We start from the raw sequence: 19,947 nt of genomic DNA on the forward strand, positions 1-19,947 counted from the left end.
GCATACTGCTACTTAGAGATGCTTCAAGAGTGTGTTGGGGTCTATTATTCTTGAGATATTTCAATTTGTCAAGCGACATTCTCAACTTTTCATCATTAAAGCCTGTTGCAATAAAAAAGGTTGCAAGGAATTTATATTTTTTTTAACGGAGGGAAAATGACATTTAAAATAGATTTGTTTAACCATCATTAAATGTAAAGCAAACGGTCTCGTAGAAATATTGATTTTCTTGAGTTGGCAAAACAAAAACTTTAAAAAAATGAAACAATATAATTGTTCTTAAGGCGAGATTGTTGAGGAAACTATCCAAGGCGTTCGATGGTTAAACTGTGGGGGAGTTTGTATAGCTTTCGGATGCATCTAGAAAACTATGCATCTTATCACAACAACTTAATTCGTAGTTTCAAATAGATGACGTATTTAGCTATCTTCCTTCAGCAAGGAAAACAACCTTGCAGGTTTTTAATAATATTCTGAAATCGTTCCAGAAGTTCCAATTGTCAATATACGCAAGGTCCAGGCGCATCCATTCTTCAAATGATGTTTCATTTCGTTTGGATTGAGTTTGCCAGGTGCAGGTGATGCCTGGCTTCATGGAGAGGCGGCGACAATGCCAGGTGTCATACTCATTAACTTCAGATGGTATCGGCGGGCGCGGGCCTACTATACTCATTTCCCCACGAAGAACATTGAAAAGTTGGGGGAGTTCGTCTAGCCCGGTCTTGCGAAGAAATTTTCCAATATGGGGGATGATTCTTGGGTCATTATTAATCTTGAAGACCGGCCCATCCGCTTCGTTCAAATCTCTTAACTGATCGAGTTTATTTTCTGCACCTTCCTCCATGGTACGAAATTTATAAACATGGAAGCGTCTTCCATTGAGGCCACAGCGCTCCTGAGTGAACAAAACTGGACCTGGATCTAAAATTTTGATCATTGCAGCGATTATCAGCATCAAGGGACCTAATAAAATTAGGCCAATTGAGGCACTGCAATAATCAAAAACATGTTTGAAAAACAGTTTTAATTTGTTGGGTGGAGTTGTATGCAGGGCCATGGTGGGAATTCCAACGAATTCCTCAAAATGGATGCTGGCCACAGCAGGACGATACATAAGATGATGCAGTTGCCAGTCAGGGATAATGCGAACAGAAACACCCATTTCCTCAGCAAGCGAAATATATCTTTCGCCGTTAAGGATTTTGGAAAGAGGCATAGCAAAGATAATTTCATCGATAATCGTCATTCTTAGGAAAGTCTCAAGGTTTTTAATGTGATCCAATACCTTGACACCTTGCGCAACCTCTGTGCCAATGAGGCCATCCTCTATTTCAATACATCCATGGATAGTCAGGCCTTGTTCATTGTCTGCCAATATCTTGCCGATGACCTCCTTGGCCCTTTCTTTTGCACCTACGACGATGACATAACGGGTATGATTAGGTCTGCCAATACTTCTGAATCTTGCGGTGTAAATAATGACCTTACTCAAGGACAATAAGAAGACATTAATACATATAAAAAGGCAAAGCTCCAGTCGGCTTAAGTCATTAATTCTAAGGAAATAAAGGGCAACGATAAGCATGATTAATGCTGCCAGAATAGCCTTAATAGTCTTCCTGATAGAGACTCCGAGGGAATGACTTAAATCATATACACCCCAGAAACTAAAGGATAGATACCAGCACACTACCACAAGGAGAGTTATGAAGAAATAATTATAGTCTTTGGCATGATCAGAGCAAATGGCAAGGGTACATGATGCCATGAGGGAATGGGCTGCCAAGAAAGACAGGGTAGACAAACAAATATCAATTTGTTTATGCACTCTATCAAAAAATGATGTTTTCCACTTTGTCATAATGATTGTTATCTCCTAACTCAATTTTTCGAGTTGATTTAACATTCTGAATTGACAATCATATATTTTTCTGATTACCACTAAAGCTCAGCTTGGCCCAAATCCTGCTTGGGCTGACGAGCTGATCGATCTGGCCTCAATTTGCAATACAACCTGAAGCCGTCAGGATTTTGGTTGTATTGGGAGCCAAAAAACAGCTCGTCTAAAAGGTGTTTATGCCAGCGTGTTGAGGATTAGTGGTAATCAGATATACTTTTTCAAATGTTTTAATTGTTTAAATGAACTCAACTGCCGTAGTCATGATTGCATCAATTCTCGCAATTTCAATAGCTTCAGCGTACTCAACAGATGAGCGGGCCTTGATGAGTGCAAGCGCCAATAATCTCTGCTGTGCATCCATCAAAGGAACCGAGTGGTCTTATTGTTGGTCAGGCAGGGAGTGGTTTTCACTCATAGTTCTCTGATCATCATTGCGCCTTTTATCAACCGCCAGGAATACATATGGTGTACCATGACGATAGTAGTATGACCAATCAATCTCATTTGTGGCGATGGTGAAGCAAAAACAATCTTTATTTGCTGTTGCTGCCTGGTCTCTACTGCCACACTGGCCAGAATACGTGCCTTGGCGGACATTTTCTGATTCGGGTATACACTCTTCTTAAAGTTATCCATTGAACCTATGCCAGTAAGATACCTTAGGCATATTTTATCAAGACCTTTCCTTGATTTCCCTGCAACCTTTTTTCTTGCCTTTACAGACGAGCAGAGAGCTAAATTCAGAGGCAGAATATTTGCTCCATCAGGCCGCTATGATCAAAATCTTAAAAATCTTTAGAGTTGTGCAGATGTTGTGATCAAAGATCCAGACCAAAAGTTCGACAACCTTCGAACGACCTTGATCGTACGTTCTGTCATCAAATATCAGTACCTTCTACCTCGTTTTACTGGTGTGAGCAGAGAAAAGAAGTTGTAAACCTGAACAGCCACTGACAATATGAAACGAAGCAGATTGTGGTAATGATTTTTTCATAATATCATAAGCTGCTTTCTTCTTGAACGGAAATCCGATCTTGTTGAGAATATCTCGGTAAAAAGTGTTCCCCTTAAAGGGAAGCAAAGAGATATGACACTCTTAGGTGAACGAAGAGTGTCTACGATGCAGCTAATTTTGTTTTTGTTGCTCCTGATGTTGTTTAGTTATATCCATTATCGCGCTTATTTCTTGGTAATATAGATTTTTTGAGAAAAAAACAATATTACCAAGAAGTGAAGCATGTTTCGGCGATTGTTGTATTATTGCAATCATTTGAATGTGATTTTGGTAACTTTGTTCGCAACTCGCAAAGTTGAATACAAAGAATAAAATAGATTCTTACGTATTCCTTTGTAAATGCATAAATCTGTACCAAATTCATACAAGTCTAACGCCCAAAAGGTGGTTTTTTTTGCATATGCACAAATTTTAATAACCGTAATAATGTTGGTATTCCGATTTATTCATATCAATTGCATTTATCACAATCCCAAGGACTGGAGTTTGAATATCCTTATATAATTTCAAGCCTCTTTGTAAGCTATCATAGCTAGTTTTACCGGCCCTGGAGACAACAATAGTTTCATCTACAACCTTACTTAACAATAGGCTATCTGGGATTCCTAATATTGGCGCAGAGTCAATAATGATAAAATCGAATTCTTTTTCAAGTGACAAAATCATGTCCTGCAATCGATTGGAGCTGAAAAGCTCTGATGGGTTGAGCGGATTTGGCCCGGATGGCATGACATACAAAGAGGAATCATCAATCTTGTGAATTAACCCTTCGTTTTCGCTACCCGCAAGATAGGAACTTAAACCTTTTGAATTTGGCAAATCATAGATTGTATGGAGTGACGGTCTCCGCAAATCCGCATCAATAAGTAGCACTTTGTTTGCTATCATGGAAATCGTTTTCGCCAGGTTCAATGCCGTTGTTGTTTTTCCTTCATCTGGCATCATGCTTGAAATTAAAATCTTCTTCGGTGGTTTATCCGGTGAAGATAGCATTATAGAAGTTCTCAATGATCTAAAACTTTCTGCAAAAGCAGACTTAGAATTACTACCGGTAGCAATTTCAATATAGCCTCCATTTTTTAAAGGCTCTACGACACCTAGCACACCTACTCCTGTCCTGCCCTCAACCTCGCCCGGACCCTTTACTGTATTGTCAACATATTCTAGAAAGAGGGCAACGCCTACCCCGCCAAATAGACCCAAGATAACGCCAAGGAGCATGTTCCTCTTCTTGTGTGGTGACACAGGAAATTCTGGCATTCCTGCCTGCTCGGTAACCCACACATTCACCTGCTGAGTATATTCAGTGACACCCTGTTCTTTAATGTGTAAGCTCAAAGCATCGTAGAGAGAACTGTTCATGTCTACTTCTCGTTTGAGAATACCGTATTGGATAAATTTTTCATTCAGGTCAAGAATCTCATTCTTGGTTTGATCGAGTAATTTTCTGATATTCAACTCATTATTCCGTGCCAGCTCATATTCATTGTTAATACTCTGAATACTTTTTCTTATTTCCAGCTCCTTTTTTTGCTCCAAAATCTTTAAATCAGCCCGTGCCTTGATCATGACGGGATGCTTTTCACCGTACTCATGGGAGAGTTCAGTTATGTTTTGCTCTGACTTCAAGATCTGATTTCGTAGCGACTGCAACAGCTTATTTTCTGAGAGACCAGGAATAGTATCAGTATTTTCATTGGTATCTCTCATTCCTGCAATCTGGCTACGTAAGGTTTCCAGTTCAATCCTTTTGGTCTCTGCAGCTGTCATCCTAACATTAAGGTCAGCAAGTTTCTGGGGGAAAATCGCTACATGGTTCTCTACTGTGATTATGTCATGCTTCTTGATGAAAGCCTGAAGGGCTTTTTCGGATTCGAATAGTCTGGTCCTTTCAGTGTCTGCTTTTTTGGTCATCCACTCGATGGCATAGCCGGAAGAGTTGAGCTTAATAGCCATGATCTCTTCCATGTATGCTTGGGCAATGGTATTAGCGATGAGCCTTGCAAACTCTGGATTTTCAGACCTATAACGTATATTCAACAGTCCGCTTTCCGCAACCTGCGAAACAACGATATTCTCTTTTATGATGGTAGCAAAAATGTCTGTCTTTGATTTTTTCCAGCTCTCACCTTTAGAATCAGTTGCCTCATCAGCAGAAACAGATGACGGCGATAGATCGGCAATAAATGATTTTATAGAAGCAACCGTAGCCCTCACAATAGAAGGTTTATTGCTCTCTGCAGGGAAATACGTTTCATAGTTGGTATCCAGCGCCAGAATTTCAACTACCTTTTTGATGACATTATGACTCCTGATTATCTGGCTCTGAGTTTCAAAAAAGTGAGGATCATACCGATTTCCAGAAGACTTCCCGGTCAGCAGTGTAGGATCGCTTCTCTCCACCAATATCTGAGTGGATGCCTCATAGATAGGGGTGGCAGAAAAAGTGCCGATAACCACAACGATAAAGGTGATAAGAAAAAAGGTCGCTATAATAAATTGTCTTTTTTGTATGACCCTTAGAAAATCACGTAAATGTAGTCTCTGTTCTTCTATCATTAGAATATACTCTCCGGAACTAGGATAACGTCTTCTTGCAGTATCGGTGCATTCATTTCAATTTTATCAAAAAACTGCTCACGGCCATTTGATTTGCGAATGATTCTTGCAATGTTTTTTGAGGCATGGCCAGAAAAACCTCCGGCTTTTGTAGTCGTTTTTCTAACTGTCAAATTTTCTTCAAGCTTATACGCATCCGGTTTGTTGACTTCTCCTGATACATAAAATACCACAGCTTCGGCAGTATGGATATTATCGCTATCCAGCGTCTCGATATTATGCGAGGTTTAAACTCTTTTCTTTCAGCTGATTCATGCCAATAGTCAAGACGTTTGGTTATTCCTATGCATTTGGTCCTTGTTTCCTCTAAATCATAGTTTTATCTCCAGCCTCTATACGGAACGAGGATAATGTCTTCTTGCAGTACAGGTTCATTCATTTCGATTTTCTCCAAAACCAGCTCACGGCCATTTGATTGGCGAATGATACTCACACTGCCTTCTTTAGCATCGTCAGAAAAACCTCCAGCCCTAGTAATCGCTTTTATGACAGTCAAATTTTCTTCAAACTTATACGCATTAGGTTTCTTAACTTCTCCTGAGACATAAAATACCCCAGCTTTGGCAATATAGATATTATCGCCATCCAGAGTCTCGATATTCTGAGAGGTTTCGCCCTCTTCTATCAGCTGATTCATGTCAATAGTCAAGATGCTTGGTTCTTTCGATGCATTTGCTCCCTGTTTCCTTTTAATTATGGTTTTATCTCCAGCCTCCTTAGTAAGACCGCCGGCCTTGGAGATGAGCTCAAGGAAAGTAGTTCTGCCCTGCAATTCATATAGACCTGGTTTATTCACCTGCCCCAGAATTACAACCTTTTTACTTCTGAAATCCTCGATGAACACATTCACCTGGGGGTTGACGATATAGCTACCTGCAAGACGTGCGGTTATTTTATCGGAAATCTGAGTGCTGGTGAGGCCGGCAACTTTAACCTTATTTAATAATGGTAGATTGATTGTGCCATCCCCACTAACACGGACCGTTGTCGTCAAATCATTATGATTGTATACAGTTACTTTAAGAACATCATTTTCTCCAACAATGTAATCTTGCCCAACGGCTGGTTCAGCTAATTGAAGAAGAAAAAGAAGACTAAGAAGAATATTTTTTATCATAGCGTTATGTTTGATATAATTAGAATTATTTACAATTCAGGCAAGGTCATATAAATAACGTAACCTCCGTACCGTAATTGTTCGGCAGGGCTCTCCATATCCATGGAGGCTGTCTGGTACTTATAAATTATAACATGCACGTAATACTTCTCTGAAACGATATCTAATAGGGTTTAATGGTAAAGTTGCTATCATCTTTTCCGTTTTTGAGGAAAAATAAAATCGAAAAGATAAACAAATACTTACTCCTGATAAGCTATATATATAATCTATACAGAGAGATATTACACTAACACGTAGATGCTGTCAACGCTAACGCATGGATGCTGTCAAAATATTTTCTTCTGGTGCAGGACTAATTGATCCTGTTCTCTTCATGATATAATTTCAGACAGTTAGATTCATAACAGGACGACATCTCGTATCCGCGGCACAATCCTCAATATTGTACTTATGATCAAATGTAATCAGTTGAGAATTGGAATTATTCAGATTGTAACTTGGCTCAAAGTCGACACAATTTACGCTGCTGAGTGTCATATTTAAAACTATGTCGCCAGAATATTTGCCATCCATTGAGTTTTGTTAAAGTTATCAAGTGCCAAACATTTCCTTCTTTCCATAAATAAATTACATCTTGTTGCTTGATTATGATTCAGCATTGCGTCAGGCATGCAATTGTTCGGCCTTCCTGCCATGATGTTTAGGATGACCATGTTGGTGGCACCATCGTCCTCAGTAAAAGTGAGGCTAACGTTGCAGGTGACAGGTTTGTTCTATGTGTGGCTGGTTCGGATTTCTCATCAACAGAAAGATAAAAAGCCATTTATGCAGACTATTAATTTTATATCGATATGTTATATGGAGACTGTCTCCAGTAGTTGCATGTGTTCATGGCAAATAACCTTAAACCAGAATAGTTGATCTAAGCTATATTGGTTTTTGTAGCGAAGAACTGATCAGCTGGTGCAAAGATTATGATGTTGATTACGTCCTTGGTGTCGCCAGGAACAACCGCCTGAAAATGAATATCGTGGAGGACATTGTGGTGGCCAAAGCCCGGTATCAATGTCTTGATCTTGCATCAATTGTCTGCGTGGAGCTAAGGTGTCGATTAGTGTGGTTGGAAAAGGATGTTGGCTTGACAATGTAGTTGTCGAGCGTTTTTGGTGAAGTATCAGATATAAGGATATTTATCTGAAGTCTTATGAGAACCCGCTTGAGATTTCAATTGGCATTACTACCTACATTTTAAGGTATAACAACGTTCACACACATCAGAATCTAGATGGCGCAGCGCCTGAGGAGTTTTATTCTAGAGAGTTGACGATAGCCGCCTAAACCGCAACTGGTCCAGACTCACAGCGGGGAGGGGACAGTCAAGTAACACTTGGAACTACCCAACATAATGAAACAGGCAGTGTGAGTGTTCCAAAGAACGGGACCACTTCTTTGAAAGAAATGTGTTAAAATGCCTCATGACATAATGGTTAAACGTAGATTGGCATTTTCCTACGTATGAGTTAGTTTACTCAAACGAAGGAAAATGCTATAGCATAGAGGCGTAAAGAATACGCGCCAGAAGAAAAAAATCTTTCTAATACCGGTTGGTTGGCTGACAACGTTTAACGATTCTTTTAACTCTATAAAGGATGTATGATTGAAGCAGCTTGCACGAAAATCAGGCAAAAACCAAAATTAGGACTGCCAAAACCAGAGATCCCACTGCTATTCATAAGCGCCGCAGTTAACTCTTCCGCCAGGGGCAACAATGTTTCCAACCCCGTCTGTTATAGGTATACCATCATAGTCTTTTATATTTGGGATTCCCTGCCACACGGAATTATCACATGCATCTTTTGCCGGTGAACCAGCCTGTAAATGAAAGTCACTGGAGTTGAAAAAGAGGGGATTAGCAAGTATCGCATTGTTACCAGCTACCCCGTCCACACTTTTGACATATGGTGAGTTGATCGTTCCGTGCATAACATTTTTATTAATATTATATCCATCACGATCAGGAATAGACATATCTAGAGTGCTAAAACCAATTTGATAGCCCACATTCTGACTGAAGATATTATTCTTTATATATACATTATTAGCATCAGGATTTCTTATCAAATACCCACCCTGGTAACTTGGTTCTACCGGCCCACAGTTAACTATTGTGTTATTGTATATATAAAGGTTTTGAATAGGATCAACTGGCCCAAACCGACCTGGATGATGAGATATACCTGTTTTTACATTTTTAACGATATTATGGTGTACACGTACATTATCAAGCATGCCGCCTTGCTCAGAGCTCATCATGATACCGGTGCCAACATCAGTGAAGTCATGAATGTAATTACTGTATATTTCAATGTTGGTAGTAGCTTTATCCCACGCATCAGTATAAATCCCATTTTGGCCGTGTATATTATAGACCTCGTTATGGTGAATTTTCCCGTTATAAGAACCTTCTTTCATGTCTATGCCGGAACCACCATTAACAACACTGCCATTGTTGTGTACTTTGTTATACATCACTTCAATATCATGTGAACCGCCTGAAATCGTGATGCTTTCACTTTTGCTTCTCATACAAGCCAGTTCCACTTCGTTTGAATCGATAACGATATTGTTTGCGCCACGAGCACGTATTCCGCCGGCTTCAGTCTTGTAGACCTCGCAGTTTCTAACGGTCCCGTGGTTTGTGCCTATTGTAAAGTTGATACCACTGTTCTCATTCCCGGCAGCAGGATCACCACCAGGAATCACATATCCAACGTTCTGAACACGTAAGTTCTCTATAATGATATAGCTCTTTTTCGGCACTTGTATCAGCCCATCATATTTAGCTAAGGTGACACCAGAACCATCAAATACAGGTTTAGCGCCTGAACCATAGGCGCCAAAAATAATGTAACCTGTAGTATTACCGTTACTTGGAACTACTAACTGTTCATTCCAGGTGTCACCACGGTTGAATAAAATACAGTCCCCAGGCGAAAAAGAAGACCGGTTTACTTTGCTGACAGTCGCCCAGGCAGTATAAGGGGCTAAACCAACAGCAGTATCCTTGCCACTTTTGGAGACATAATAGGTGTTTCCCGTACATATGGTTGAGCTGGAGGTGCCGTCCCCTTGGATGAAGTCTGTTGGAGCTTCTGGGTTAGCTTGGACTGTGGAATATGGGGCGTGGCAGAAAATAATTAGAAATAAAAACTTTATGAGAATTGATTTTTTCATCCGCTCATAATCTTTTAAAAGCATTGTTGTCTCCTTAATATTTCCAAGAGGATCTACTCTGAAATAATATTTTTTATAACCGGGTATGACTCATCGCTAGGAGCAGTGATTAACAGGCCTACCTGAGTTGAATAATCACTTTCCTCACCCACACTATTGTAGGCGGTTGCCACAACATAATAATAATTACCACACGAAAAACTGGGAACTTCCGTTAAAATTCTCCCACCAATAGTAGGTAGTTTACCAACATCCACCGAATGAGTATATGGGCCGCCACTTGTTAAACCATAATGGATTTTATAACCTGCGATATCTGTTTCAGCGTTTGGTTTCCAAGAAAACTGCTCCGTGCAATCCGCTGCAAATGCAACTGTTGCAGAGAAAAAAAATCCAATAATTCCAATAACAAAAACTCTCATGAGATGCCTCCATGTCCTATTCTTGCATAAGAAAAATCAATGGCATATGATTGTTCGATCGATGCAAGGAGTATTGAGAACCATTGTGATAGCAATCTTTCGAATCTAATTAGATGTATGTGAAGAAAAATCATTGTCTGTAGTTTCCTTTTGTTTCATTGTTTGCAGATGTCTCAGTTGGCTGTACCGATACTAAAGTAGCCCATAACTTCTTCTGCATGTGTTATTTCGGTATCATTTGACTGTTCCTCTTCAACCTTTATCTCGGTGCCGGTTGGTGATATATTTGTAGTGCGCACCGCTGCGGTATCATCACCATAGGTGGTCTGCATGCCCGCAAAAAAGAAGGGCTGAGACGAAAAATCAGCTTTGTAAGTCAGGGGGAGCCAGTTGTGGTCGACCTTATTGGGTGTTAGGGAGGTTTCGAGCAATAGGCCGTCCACTTCTTGCCCTATTCCAGGTTCCACAGCGATGTAACCGATGGTCTCAACGGCAGGATGATCAGTCTGTGTTAATTGCTGTTCCTGCAGTTTGTGTTTGAAGGAAGTTTGACCGATATCACTCAGCCTGTTTGTCACCGCATCACCTCCAGTTTCTGTCATAACCTGGGTTATGATAACAGGAGTGAGATTGTATGCCTGCTGCAGGGCCACCTGTTGAAATGATGTGGAGCTATTGAACCTTCCGGCTTCTATCCTAGATCCGTTGTCCAGTGTGTATACACCTTTTTCCATTACCATATAGCTTACAGTTTCGAGGGCATGACTGCCGTCTAAGTAATCCCACTCCTGAATATGTATATCAAAGCCGTCCTGGTTGATGTTGCGGATTCTCACCATGCAAGGATCCCAACCATTAACTGTTGGTGGCCCGGCAATAACAATGGGTTGATTGTAACTGTTTTTAAAGAGCACTCTCACCCAATTATCGTTGATGCTCAGGCTTCCAACTTCAAATTTAGAATGACTTGAAAAAAGGATCGTTTCTGGGATTGTCGTACCACCAATATCGGGGACTGGGTCTGTCGTGCCATCGGCACCGGCAGAGGTGCCTTCGGCCACGACGATGGGGGTAGTTGCACTGTCAGAGAGACCCTGGCTGTCGACAACGGTGAGCCGAGCATCATAAATGCCTGCGGTTGTATAGACGTGGGATGCGGTTACACCGCTAGCCTGAGTGCCATCTCCAAATTTCCAGCTATAACTCACTATAGATGAGTCGGGATCTGATGAATAGCTCCCATTAAAGCTTACTGTGAGCGGTACATAGCCTGCCGCTGTCGAGGTAGACACTACAGCAGTTGGCGTGACGGAGGGTGAGTCAAAAGTCAAAGGAAAAGAGGGGGATGGCGGGCTCTCAGATCCATCGGAGTAGTAGGCTGTAAGGGTAAAGTTGCCTGTGTCGGCTTGCGTACTGATTTGGCAAGTTATCCTGGAAATGGTGGGATCGTTAGTTGAGCAGACTTGTTGACCGTCCATGTAAAGTTGATAGCCCCTCAGCTGTTTTGTCGGATAGTTAGGGGCAGTAAAGGCAAATTGTACATCCAGATTGCGTAGCTCTGCGCCAATTGAAATTGCCGGAGTTAAAAATAAAAAAGATAGTAAAAACAGTGTCTTTTGTCTCATTTTCTTTATTATATGTAAGTGTTTGTGTATTTGGAAAGTGAAACTATTGTTTGAAGAATCTCCTTTCCTTCCTGAATCCTCAGTGGACTAATTTTTACAATTCACGTTACACGAGCAAGCAGCATGCCAAATGCTTATAAATATATTTATCTCCTAGATAGAGTTAATTAGTAAACACGCCAAATGTTTTGACTCCTTTCTGCACCCTGAGAGAGGGTAAAAAATGCACACTCAGTGCGCAAATCTTGTAGTGACTGTCAAGAACCCTGGGTTTCTATGCTGCCTGCATTTCATGCAACTTAAAATAGACTGAATCGACACATGTTTTGCTCAACCTGCCAGGGACCGTAACTGGATTATGTGCATCTGCTCGTAAATGTCCCACCGAAAGGCTCCCCTATGTTTTGAGTGGATTTAGTATATTCCATACACCTTCAAGTACGCTAACAATGCAGCAATTATGAACACTAATGAGACTATGATTTAAATCTTAAGAAGCGGGGGATAAAGGGACTAATGACCGGTTCAAATCATTTATGCAAAGAAAGGGAGGCTTGAGGAAGCAACGTCTGAAAGTTGTGTGTGGTATGTCGCTATCCTTTCTTTCCTGAATTAAAAAACTTTTCAAGAATATTGAGATTACTGTTGATTGGTTTCATACTTTTCAAAAGTTTGTCGTTGCAGCTGACGAAAGACGGAACGTTGAGGGCCATGAAGGTCGTTTACCTAAAGGAACCCACTTTACTGTATTGAAAGAGAATAAAGCATGAACTCAGTTGCAAGCTGCTGCTCCGACCCAGTTGTTTGAAAATACTATAGATACAGCAAAAGAATGTACTGTTAGGGAGGCTCTCAGGTGGATAGGTGGAGTTACAACCCTTGAAGAAAATGAAGAGCGTATAACTGAATTTCTCTACAAGGCATCAGAGTTCATAAAATACCGCATATATATGCCTTGTGTTGCAAGTGCAACAGTCAATGCACATAAACGAGTCCTGTAAAGATAGCAGTCAATCTACACTAAATGGTCACCTGAAAGGAATGAGTAGCCTCTTCCATACCGTATGGGCAAGAACAAATCATATGACTGCACAGCAACATTTAATGCGATCATTTACATGATAGGAAGTTCTATCTGTGAAATCTTCAAATCTACCTGATCAGTCGAAGAACCAAAAAAAACACGTGGCTAAGAAATAAAACAATAATGTGAACTGCATAACTTCGCTATAGACCGTGCTGAATTGATACTTTATGCATGTTTCTGATATTGCGTCGAAAAAAACTAAAATGATCAAGAAGATATTCTGTCTTTTCCTGTTTCTGGGCTTTTCTGCAGCGCTGGCTGCCAGTGGCGATCTCTACTGGCTGATAGTTGTGACCGCCGGAACCGAGATCGAACCCCGCAATATTAGAGTTATTCTCGGTAAAGAAAGCCCTGTGTTTTACAGTGACAACGTGACCAAGCTTGGGGGCTTTTAGGACCAGGCAAATCGCCAGTATGTGAGGTGTGGGGATATCCTGAAAAATTTCGTAAACGCCCTGGTCGCAGTTGAAGATAACAGATTTTTTGCTCATTTCGGTTTCGATGTGATCGGCATTGTCAGGGCTGCAAAAAAAAATCAAGCCGGCAGGGTGGTGCAGGAAGGCAGTATGCTGATCCAGCAGACCGCAGAGAACTTGTTTAAACTTTCAGGGGGGACGTTTAAGAGCAAGGCTAACGAACTGTTGTGTGCCCTCAGGCTCGAATATCGCTACATCAAGCAACAGATTTTCGAATTTTATGCCAATCAGTTTTATGTGAGGGGTAACGGCCACGAGCTCGGTGTGGCTGCACGCTACTATTTCGCTAATACCACGTGAGCTGAGTCTGGTGGAATGTGCGTTTATTGCCGGCAGTTTCAAGCGACCCAACTATTACAATCCCTTTATCAAGACGAATCGGCGGGGAGAGAAGTTTACAAATGATCGACCTGGTGCTTTATACTCAGGCACTGTCTACCCACCCCTCTTGCATTCAGGCAGGAGCAGGTAGGTTATTCGCTTGATTTGCAAGCAAAAATAATTCATAAAACAGATAAATGTGTGATGTGTAAAGTATGCTGTTTTGTGACTGTAATAAATTGTTTTTGCAAGAATTAAGCTTTTAAAGTTTCTATAATCATGTTTACTATCATATTTGAATTGGTTGGTGGATTACCGGTTGGTCTCTATGATATGATCAGGCAGGTTTAAACGACAAGCGAGCAGATGATGCTGTGCAGTATTTTTAGAGATACAATATCAGTTGTTTGTGTCATATAATTTTTTGGAAATGTTTGTCATAGTGCAGCGATTTGGTCACATAACATTAATGCTGCTGCCGTGTGTTAAGGTGAGCAGGATTATTTAACAGCAAAGTTAGGGTTTAAAAGTGAGAGATGATTATTCCGAGAGTCTGATGGTGCATTTCAGGCGGGCTGAAGTACTTCGACAAGAGGCGTTAAGTCTCTATTCCATAGATCTGAATGGCAGACAGTTGTGTGACTTGGAACTGCTGCTGAACCGTGGGATGTATCCATTATCCGGGTATATGGATAGAGCAATGTATGAGTCCGTTCTGGATAGCATGAGATTGCCTGACGGGACAGTATGGCCGATGCCGATTTGCCTGGATGTTTCAGAAGGTATTGCCTCTACTATTACTATTGGAGATCGGGTTGCTTTAAATGACGAGGAAGGATTTCTCCTGGCAGTCCTGACTATATCTGATGTTTGGAAATCTGATAAGAAAAGAGAAGCTGAACAGGTTTATTCAACAGTTGATAGTCAACGCCATCCTGGCGTTAGTCGGCTTTTTGATAAAGTTGGTGAGTATTATGTCGGAGGCGATCTGGAAGGGGTCAGCTTGCCGATTCATTATGATTTTCAACAATTACGCCTTACACCCTCAGAAACTGTTCGTCGGTTTACCATGAATGGGCAGAGGAGAGTTCTTGGGTTTCACACCGAAGAATATCTCCATTGTGCACACCGTGAGATGGTAATTGCCGCAGCGCACGAAGCCGGAGCTGCAATTTTTCTACAGCCAGTTGCGGACTTAAGCCATCCTGGTAATCTTGATTATTACACCCAGATTAGGTGCTACCAGGCATTCACAGAAAAATTTCCCTCAAACATGATTCAGTTGGGTTTAACACCCTTTTCCAGTCGAAAGGCAGGGCCCCGAGAGGCACTCTGGCAGGCAATCATCAGGAAGAACTTTGGCTGCAGTCATTTTATGGTGGCATCCGACCATGCCGACCCATTTGCTGGATTGGAAGGTGGAAAGCGATTTTACAGGCCGGGCGAAGCTCAGAATCTGGTGGCTGAATACGAAGCTGAAACCGGAATCGAGATGGTACCTGAGCAACAGATGGGCTACCATCACGAAAAGAAAAAGTATGTAGTGCTTGATGAAGTAAACGAAGCTGAAGTCGAAACCATTTCGTCAGAAGAACTGCGGCGTAAACTTGTTCAGGGTGAGGATATACCTATGTGGTTCTCATATCCTGAAATTGTTGATGAATTGCATTGTTCCTTCCCACCAAAATCAAAGCAGGGATTTACTATTTTCATGACCGGATATTCCGGTTCAGGTAAGTCAACCATTGCCAAGGTTCTGTTGGTAAAATTCATGGAAATGTGCGACAGGCCTGTGACCCTTTTGGATGGCGATATTGTACGAAAAAATCTTTCATCTGAGCTGTCTTTTTCGCAAGAACATCGTAACTTGAATGTCACACGAATAGGTTTTGTGGCCAGCGAAATAACTAAGAATGGTGGCATCGCTTTATGTGCGCCAATCGCACCCTATGAGGAATCCAGAAGAGCAAACAGGGAATTGATTTCTCAATATGGCGGCTATATAGAGGTATATGTTTCAACACCTATAGAGGTGTGTGAGCAACGTGACCGTAAAGGACTGTATGCCAAAGCCAGGTTGGGAAAAGTAAAGGGTGTTACAGGTATTACCGATCCATATATCCCTCCTGTTAATCCTGAATTAACCATAGACACGAGTAAAATAACCCCATTGGAAGCAGTGCAGGAAATTCTGCTTTATCTGCAACAGGATGGCTATCTTGTCTAAGAATTACAGTTAATGTTGAGATAACGTTCATAAACGTCTGCTTGCTCTTGCTTGCAGGTGCGAATCACCTTGAATGCACAAAGTATAACAGCCACTCAGACTAGTTTCCTGGGTGGCTGTTTGTGTTTGGCCTGGTTACTTCGTTATTGTATTGATCGGTATGCAGTATCTTTTGTTACCTTTTTTGAAAAGGACAAAATAGTACATGTTTGCTTACAGGTTCTGATCGTGCCGGATGCGTAAATAGGATGGGAATTTAGGCGTTCCTGATTGATATTTGCCATAAAATTTGAAGGTAATAACTGAGCCAATAGGAGGGGGCATCGATCTTTCGGCATCACTAAAGCCGCTGCCGATTTTAAATTGTTTTCCGTTATTGAGTTCAACTAAAATCGATCCGAGTCTGCCTTCGTTTTTACCTTTTCCGGGTATGTGAGAGATAACGACTGCTTCGGCATCCTGATAATTTTTAACCTTGAGAACTTCTGTACTCCGTCCTGCAGTGTAGAGGGCTTCCGCTTTTCGAACAATCAATCCTTCCCCACCAAGCTCTTCTATTTTTGACAGTTCCTGCTGTAAGTGGTTGTGGTCAGCAACTCTGGTTTGGGGAATGATGAAAGCATATTGTGAGGGACGAGCTGAAAACCATTCTTCTGCCTTTCTCATTCGTTCAGTAAATCCGCCAGGCGTATTTGGGACATCAAAAATAGCGAGTTTGAGGTGTAGCCAGCCGTCATGAGCCTGTTGCTTCTTGACGATAGAAACGGTTTTTTCAAAACTATTTCTGCCTCCCCATAGTTCACCTTCCAGTGGAAAAGGTGGGAGGTCCTGCACAAATACTTTGGGTGGATGGAGGATGTTTCCATTTTTTGATAGTAGTTGTTTGCCGGTCCAGTAACCGCGAACACCATCAAGCTTTTCACTCATCAACCAACCTGTAACATCGATTTGTTTGTCATAGGCTTTTGCCAGCATTAACCCCGCGGCCTGAGAGGATGTCGTGAGTAGAACGGTGCTACACAAAAGCAGCCAAACAATCTTAAGGTATTTTGAAAACATCTTCATCCTCCAATATACTTTTCATTTACAACCAATATTTCGCTATATTCAAAAGTTTTAAATGATCATAGTCGGGCAATCACTCTATTTTCTTACATAAATACCTGGATGAACAGTGATGGTATGAATCAGTTATGTGGTGTGATTGTCGAAATATCCTAAGGATTGAGGGGCTATTGGGTAGTAATTCAATTTGTGTGAGAGCAATAGTATTCTTGCTAATTCTGAGAGGATACTAAGTCAGGGTAGATATGGTACGGGTTAGAAGTGGAAAATACATTTACTCGACATATTAGTGATGTGTAGATAGTGAATGCAGTCACTGTTTGATAGGTGCTGTGGTGGCGATTGTAATTTAATAATAACGATTTGTGCGGAACATATTGTTATGTCGCTATAATTTTCCTGTTGCCATTATCTTCTGATTTAATAGTATAGGAGTGGTAAACGGCTGATTACCAGTATGTCTGGCGATGGAGCAAATTGCCTCCTTGGGTTTGATATTCACTGGGAATGGTTACTGTATGAATGAGTTGCTGGGGGGGCAAGTCTTTCAAAGGCTGAATGCTTCTATTGTAAATTCTGATACTTCAAGGGATATATAATGATTGAAGAAAAAGAAGATCGGCCGTCACCACCTGAATTTAGTCCGTATGTGTTTCCCGCCATCCTGGCTGTCATGGGGTTATGGTGTTTCTATGACGGCTGGATCACCAATGACCCTGAAATGCTTGAGCATCTTACCTTTAATCGGGTAGGGAGTGTTGTGCTGCTTTTGTGGGCTATAATAGATTTTATCCGCACCCGCCGTTTTGAACAGGCTGAAAAAGCGGAACTTGCCTCCAAAAGTGATAAAGACAACACATGATCAATAACCGTAGGCTTCTAGTTCCTTTCGCTGCACCATTTCTAGCATATGTGTTTATAGCTTCAGCTCTGGGTGATTTTATGCCCATCGAGATGAACTACGGACTGCGAATAGTCGCCTGTGTGGCATTGCTTGTATGGGGCTGGAAGTGGTACATGCCGATGACAGGTCCTAAGTCTGTATCAGGCTCAGTCATAACCGGTGTTGTAACTGGAATAATCGGGCTTGCTGTGTGGATTGTGCTATTGACTCCTTTTGCCGACGCCTCAGAGGCTGAGCCGTGGTCCGGTTCTGCTTTTATGGTGAGATTGCTCACGGCCGGACTGCTTGTTCCTGTATTTGAAGAGATAATGATGCGCGGTTTTGTCTTTCGCCTTGCTCTGCAGTGGTGGGAGGCACGTAAGCGCCATGACAGTGATCCGCTTATAACTGCACTTGATGATCATTCTGTAAATACCGTTTTGCCGGGAGCCTGGTCATGGCCAGCTGTCATTATTTCCACGGTGGTGTTCGCGTCCGGTCACAATACGTATGAGTGGCCAGCCTCAATTGGTTTCGGTTTACTGATGACAGGCTTGTGGATTGTTAGAAAAGACCTGATAAGCTGTATCGTCGCCCATGGCGTGACAAATATCACTCTGGCAATCTATGTTGTTAAAACAGATAGCTGGTTTTTGTGGTAAGTAAATGCCTTATTCGAATCAGTGTTTATTGTTATGTGGCACTTACACCATAATTCCCCCATGTTGAGTACCTGTATATAACCTGCCATTTTTAGTCTTTAGAAAATCTTCCAGCGGGATCTCCTCCTGCTTTATAAAACCTTTCTCAGGTAAAGACCCATTATTGACCATCTCAACGATTGAACATATTGATGCAGCAGTTGTCCAGGATATTGCGCGGCAGTCGATAGTTCCAAGAGTTATGGGGTAGTAGGCCTTAACGAATTCGTCCCGGAACAGTTGGTCGTTTTTCCAGCCTTCTGCAGAAGCGTGTACAAAGACCACATCATCATTAACGGCCGGTTTGGCATTGGTAAGGATTTTGCCTGCAAGCTCACGTTGTTCGCGCATGAGTAATTCATGAAAGAAAAAATTCATCTGCTGTACATGACCGGGATACCTGATAGATTTATAATCCAGATTATCCACTTTATCTAAGAAGGTCTCACACATAGTGCCGAGCCCCCCGGAAGTTGTAAAGGCCTCCAGTTGGATACCATTAATGACCAGCGTCTCATGCCACTCCATGGGAGATACCCATTTATGCTTTCCTTCTTCTATCACTTCACAATCGTTAAGGTACTCATTAACAACACCCTCAGGAGACCAGTTAAATGCGTATCCCAGTAATCCTGTGGGATGCTGGGGCAGAGCACCTACCCTGAGTTTGATTGATCTGATTCTCTCAAAACCGGCAGCAAGCGAAGCTCCGACGATAGCAATAAAACCGGGAGCCAGACCGCATTGCGGTGCCATAACAATTGAGGAGTCTTTGCTCATTTCTATTATGGTTTTGGTGGTGGGTACATCTTCAGTCAGGTCAAAGTAATGAATCCCTTTTTGATGTGCAATTGAGGCGATACCGAGATTAAAATGATATGGCAGGCAGGAAATTACAGCGTCATAGCCATCCAGCTTTTGCTCAATATCTGTTGGGCTAGTGACATCTATTTGTATCGTGTTGTATGGCTTGTGTTTAATAGGGGAAAGGTCTGCCCCGGTAACCTTGAAGCCTGTCAGGTGCAGGAGTTCTGCCACAAGGAACCCTACCTTGCCGAGACCGAGCACGAGAATTGATTGTATACGTCCTCTCATGGTTTATCTCCTGTTTTGATTATTAAAAATCTTCTTATAAGCATGCCGTTTAAATGTGCGTAATGCAAATGTCAGGAGTGTTTTTGTTGCTGTGATTGCCAATAATCAACAATGATTTGCTGCAATTTCATAGAGTAAACAATAGTACAGAGTTGAA

At 41.6% G+C, this 19,947-nt stretch carries 17 protein-coding genes; 6 read left to right on the top strand and 11 right to left on the bottom strand.

Annotation, left to right across the window (positions count from 1 at the left end):
- Positions 1 to 424: 424 nt before the first annotated feature.
- The 9 genes from FCL46_RS00970 to FCL46_RS01005 form a co-directional block, all read right to left on the bottom strand.
- A complete protein-coding gene (locus tag FCL46_RS00970) occupies positions 425 to 1,861 on the bottom strand; it encodes a sugar transferase (RefSeq protein WP_136809825.1) in 1,437 nt (478 codons plus the stop codon).
- Positions 1,862 to 2,135: 274 nt separating this feature from the next.
- Positions 2,136 to 2,261 carry a hypothetical protein gene (locus tag FCL46_RS28395; RefSeq protein ID WP_267313664.1) on the bottom strand — a complete coding sequence of 42 codons (126 nt, stop codon included), beginning with the start codon at positions 2,259 to 2,261 and terminating at the stop codon, positions 2,136 to 2,138.
- A gap of 50 nt (positions 2,262 to 2,311) precedes the next feature.
- Positions 2,312 to 2,536 (bottom strand): hypothetical protein, encoded by a 225-nt coding sequence (locus FCL46_RS00975; protein ID WP_136809824.1) that lies wholly within the window; start codon positions 2,534 to 2,536, stop codon positions 2,312 to 2,314.
- Between the two features lie 790 nt (positions 2,537 to 3,326).
- Entirely contained in the window at positions 3,327 to 5,474 is a 2,148-nt protein-coding gene (locus tag FCL46_RS00980; protein WP_136809823.1) for a GumC family protein, read from the bottom strand.
- The gene (locus tag FCL46_RS00985; protein WP_167506023.1) at positions 5,474 to 5,707 is read right to left on the bottom strand and encodes an SLBB domain-containing protein; all 234 of its coding nucleotides are present in this window, start codon (positions 5,705 to 5,707) and stop codon (positions 5,474 to 5,476) included. The genes FCL46_RS00980 and FCL46_RS00985 overlap by 1 nt, the downstream gene beginning before the upstream one ends.
- A 146-nt stretch (positions 5,708 to 5,853) precedes the next feature.
- The gene (locus tag FCL46_RS00990; RefSeq protein ID WP_228723304.1) at positions 5,854 to 6,651 is read right to left on the bottom strand and encodes an SLBB domain-containing protein; all 798 of its coding nucleotides are present in this window, start codon (positions 6,649 to 6,651) and stop codon (positions 5,854 to 5,856) included.
- Positions 6,652 to 8,379: 1,728 nt separating this feature from the next.
- A complete protein-coding gene (locus FCL46_RS00995; RefSeq protein ID WP_136809821.1) occupies positions 8,380 to 9,912 on the bottom strand; it encodes a right-handed parallel beta-helix repeat-containing protein in 1,533 nt (510 codons plus the stop codon).
- Positions 9,913 to 9,941: 29 nt separating this feature from the next.
- On the bottom strand, positions 9,942 to 10,310 hold the full coding sequence (locus tag FCL46_RS01000) for a hypothetical protein (protein ID WP_136809820.1): 369 nt from the start codon (positions 10,308 to 10,310) through the stop codon (positions 9,942 to 9,944).
- A 173-nt stretch (positions 10,311 to 10,483) separates the two neighbouring features.
- Positions 10,484 to 11,935: a PKD domain-containing protein gene (locus tag FCL46_RS01005; protein ID WP_136809819.1), complete on the bottom strand. Its 1,452-nt coding sequence runs from the start codon at positions 11,933 to 11,935 to the stop codon at positions 10,484 to 10,486.
- 776 nt (positions 11,936 to 12,711) lie between these two features.
- Here FCL46_RS01005 and FCL46_RS01010 point away from each other — a divergent pair.
- The 4 genes from FCL46_RS01010 (at position 12,712) to FCL46_RS01025 (ending at position 16,046) form a co-directional block, all read left to right on the top strand.
- Entirely contained in the window at positions 12,712 to 12,936 is a 225-nt protein-coding gene (locus FCL46_RS01010; RefSeq protein WP_136809818.1) for a hypothetical protein, read from the top strand.
- Positions 12,937 to 13,225: 289 nt separating this feature from the next.
- Entirely contained in the window at positions 13,226 to 13,417 is a 192-nt protein-coding gene (locus FCL46_RS01015) for a hypothetical protein (RefSeq protein WP_136809817.1), read from the top strand.
- 21 nt (positions 13,418 to 13,438) lie between these two features.
- Positions 13,439 to 13,798 (top strand): biosynthetic peptidoglycan transglycosylase, encoded by a 360-nt coding sequence (locus FCL46_RS01020; RefSeq protein ID WP_136809816.1) that lies wholly within the window; start codon positions 13,439 to 13,441, stop codon positions 13,796 to 13,798.
- Between the two features lie 577 nt (positions 13,799 to 14,375).
- Positions 14,376 to 16,046, top strand: coding sequence for a bifunctional sulfate adenylyltransferase/adenylylsulfate kinase (locus tag FCL46_RS01025; RefSeq protein WP_136809841.1), 1,671 nt, complete (start codon positions 14,376 to 14,378; stop codon positions 16,044 to 16,046).
- A gap of 213 nt (positions 16,047 to 16,259) precedes the next feature.
- Here the strand turns inward: FCL46_RS01025 and FCL46_RS01030 are convergent, their stop codons facing one another.
- Complete coding sequence (locus tag FCL46_RS01030; protein WP_217909543.1) at positions 16,260 to 17,105, bottom strand: DNA ligase; 846 nt, start codon at positions 17,103 to 17,105, stop codon at positions 16,260 to 16,262.
- A gap of 604 nt (positions 17,106 to 17,709) precedes the next feature.
- Between FCL46_RS01030 and FCL46_RS01035 the strand changes: the two genes are divergently transcribed.
- Both FCL46_RS01035 and FCL46_RS01040 read left to right on the top strand, forming a co-directional pair.
- A complete protein-coding gene (locus tag FCL46_RS01035) occupies positions 17,710 to 17,973 on the top strand; it encodes a hypothetical protein (RefSeq protein ID WP_136809814.1) in 264 nt (87 codons plus the stop codon).
- Entirely contained in the window at positions 17,970 to 18,656 is a 687-nt protein-coding gene (locus FCL46_RS01040; protein ID WP_136809813.1) for a CPBP family glutamic-type intramembrane protease, read from the top strand. The genes FCL46_RS01035 and FCL46_RS01040 overlap by 4 nt, the downstream gene beginning before the upstream one ends.
- Before the next feature lie 42 nt (positions 18,657 to 18,698).
- Here the strand turns inward: FCL46_RS01040 and FCL46_RS01045 are convergent, their stop codons facing one another.
- The gene (locus FCL46_RS01045; RefSeq protein WP_136809812.1) at positions 18,699 to 19,790 is read right to left on the bottom strand and encodes a saccharopine dehydrogenase family protein; all 1,092 of its coding nucleotides are present in this window, start codon (positions 19,788 to 19,790) and stop codon (positions 18,699 to 18,701) included.
- Between the last annotated feature and the right edge of the window lie 157 nt (positions 19,791 to 19,947).

The sequence above is a fragment of the Desulfosediminicola flagellatus genome (assembly GCF_005116655.2).
Lineage (GTDB): Bacteria > Desulfobacterota > Desulfobulbia > Desulfobulbales > Desulfocapsaceae > Desulfopila > Desulfopila flagellata.

Bases quoted from the DNA above. Each gene is read 5' to 3' on its own strand.
- FCL46_RS01045 (WP_136809812.1), bottom strand. From the start codon at position 19,790: ATGAGAGGACGTATACAATCAATTCTCGTGCTCGGTCTCGGCAAGGTA.
- FCL46_RS01040 (WP_136809813.1), top strand. From the start codon at position 17,970: ATGATCAATAACCGTAGGCTTCTAGTTCCTTTCGCTGCACCATTTCTA.
- FCL46_RS01035 (WP_136809814.1), top strand. From the start codon at position 17,710: ATGATTGAAGAAAAAGAAGATCGGCCGTCACCACCTGAATTTAGTCCG.
- FCL46_RS01005 (WP_136809819.1), bottom strand. From the start codon at position 11,935: ATGAGACAAAAGACACTGTTTTTACTATCTTTTTTATTTTTAACTCCG.
- FCL46_RS28395 (WP_267313664.1), bottom strand. From the start codon at position 2,261: ATGGATGCACAGCAGAGATTATTGGCGCTTGCACTCATCAAGGCCCGC.
- FCL46_RS00980 (WP_136809823.1), bottom strand. From the start codon at position 5,474: ATGATAGAAGAACAGAGACTACATTTACGTGATTTTCTAAGGGTCATA.
- FCL46_RS01030 (WP_217909543.1), bottom strand. From the start codon at position 17,105: ATGTTTTCAAAATACCTTAAGATTGTTTGGCTGCTTTTGTGTAGCACC.
- FCL46_RS00990 (WP_228723304.1), bottom strand. From the start codon at position 6,651: ATGATAAAAAATATTCTTCTTAGTCTTCTTTTTCTTCTTCAATTAGCT.
- FCL46_RS01015 (WP_136809817.1), top strand. From the start codon at position 13,226: ATGATCAAGAAGATATTCTGTCTTTTCCTGTTTCTGGGCTTTTCTGCA.
- FCL46_RS00970 (WP_136809825.1), bottom strand. From the start codon at position 1,861: ATGACAAAGTGGAAAACATCATTTTTTGATAGAGTGCATAAACAAATT.
- FCL46_RS01000 (WP_136809820.1), bottom strand. From the start codon at position 10,310: ATGAGAGTTTTTGTTATTGGAATTATTGGATTTTTTTTCTCTGCAACA.
- FCL46_RS00975 (WP_136809824.1), bottom strand. From the start codon at position 2,536: ATGGATAACTTTAAGAAGAGTGTATACCCGAATCAGAAAATGTCCGCC.
- FCL46_RS00995 (WP_136809821.1), bottom strand. From the start codon at position 9,912: ATGCTTTTAAAAGATTATGAGCGGATGAAAAAATCAATTCTCATAAAG.
- FCL46_RS01025 (WP_136809841.1), top strand. From the start codon at position 14,376: ATGGTGCATTTCAGGCGGGCTGAAGTACTTCGACAAGAGGCGTTAAGT.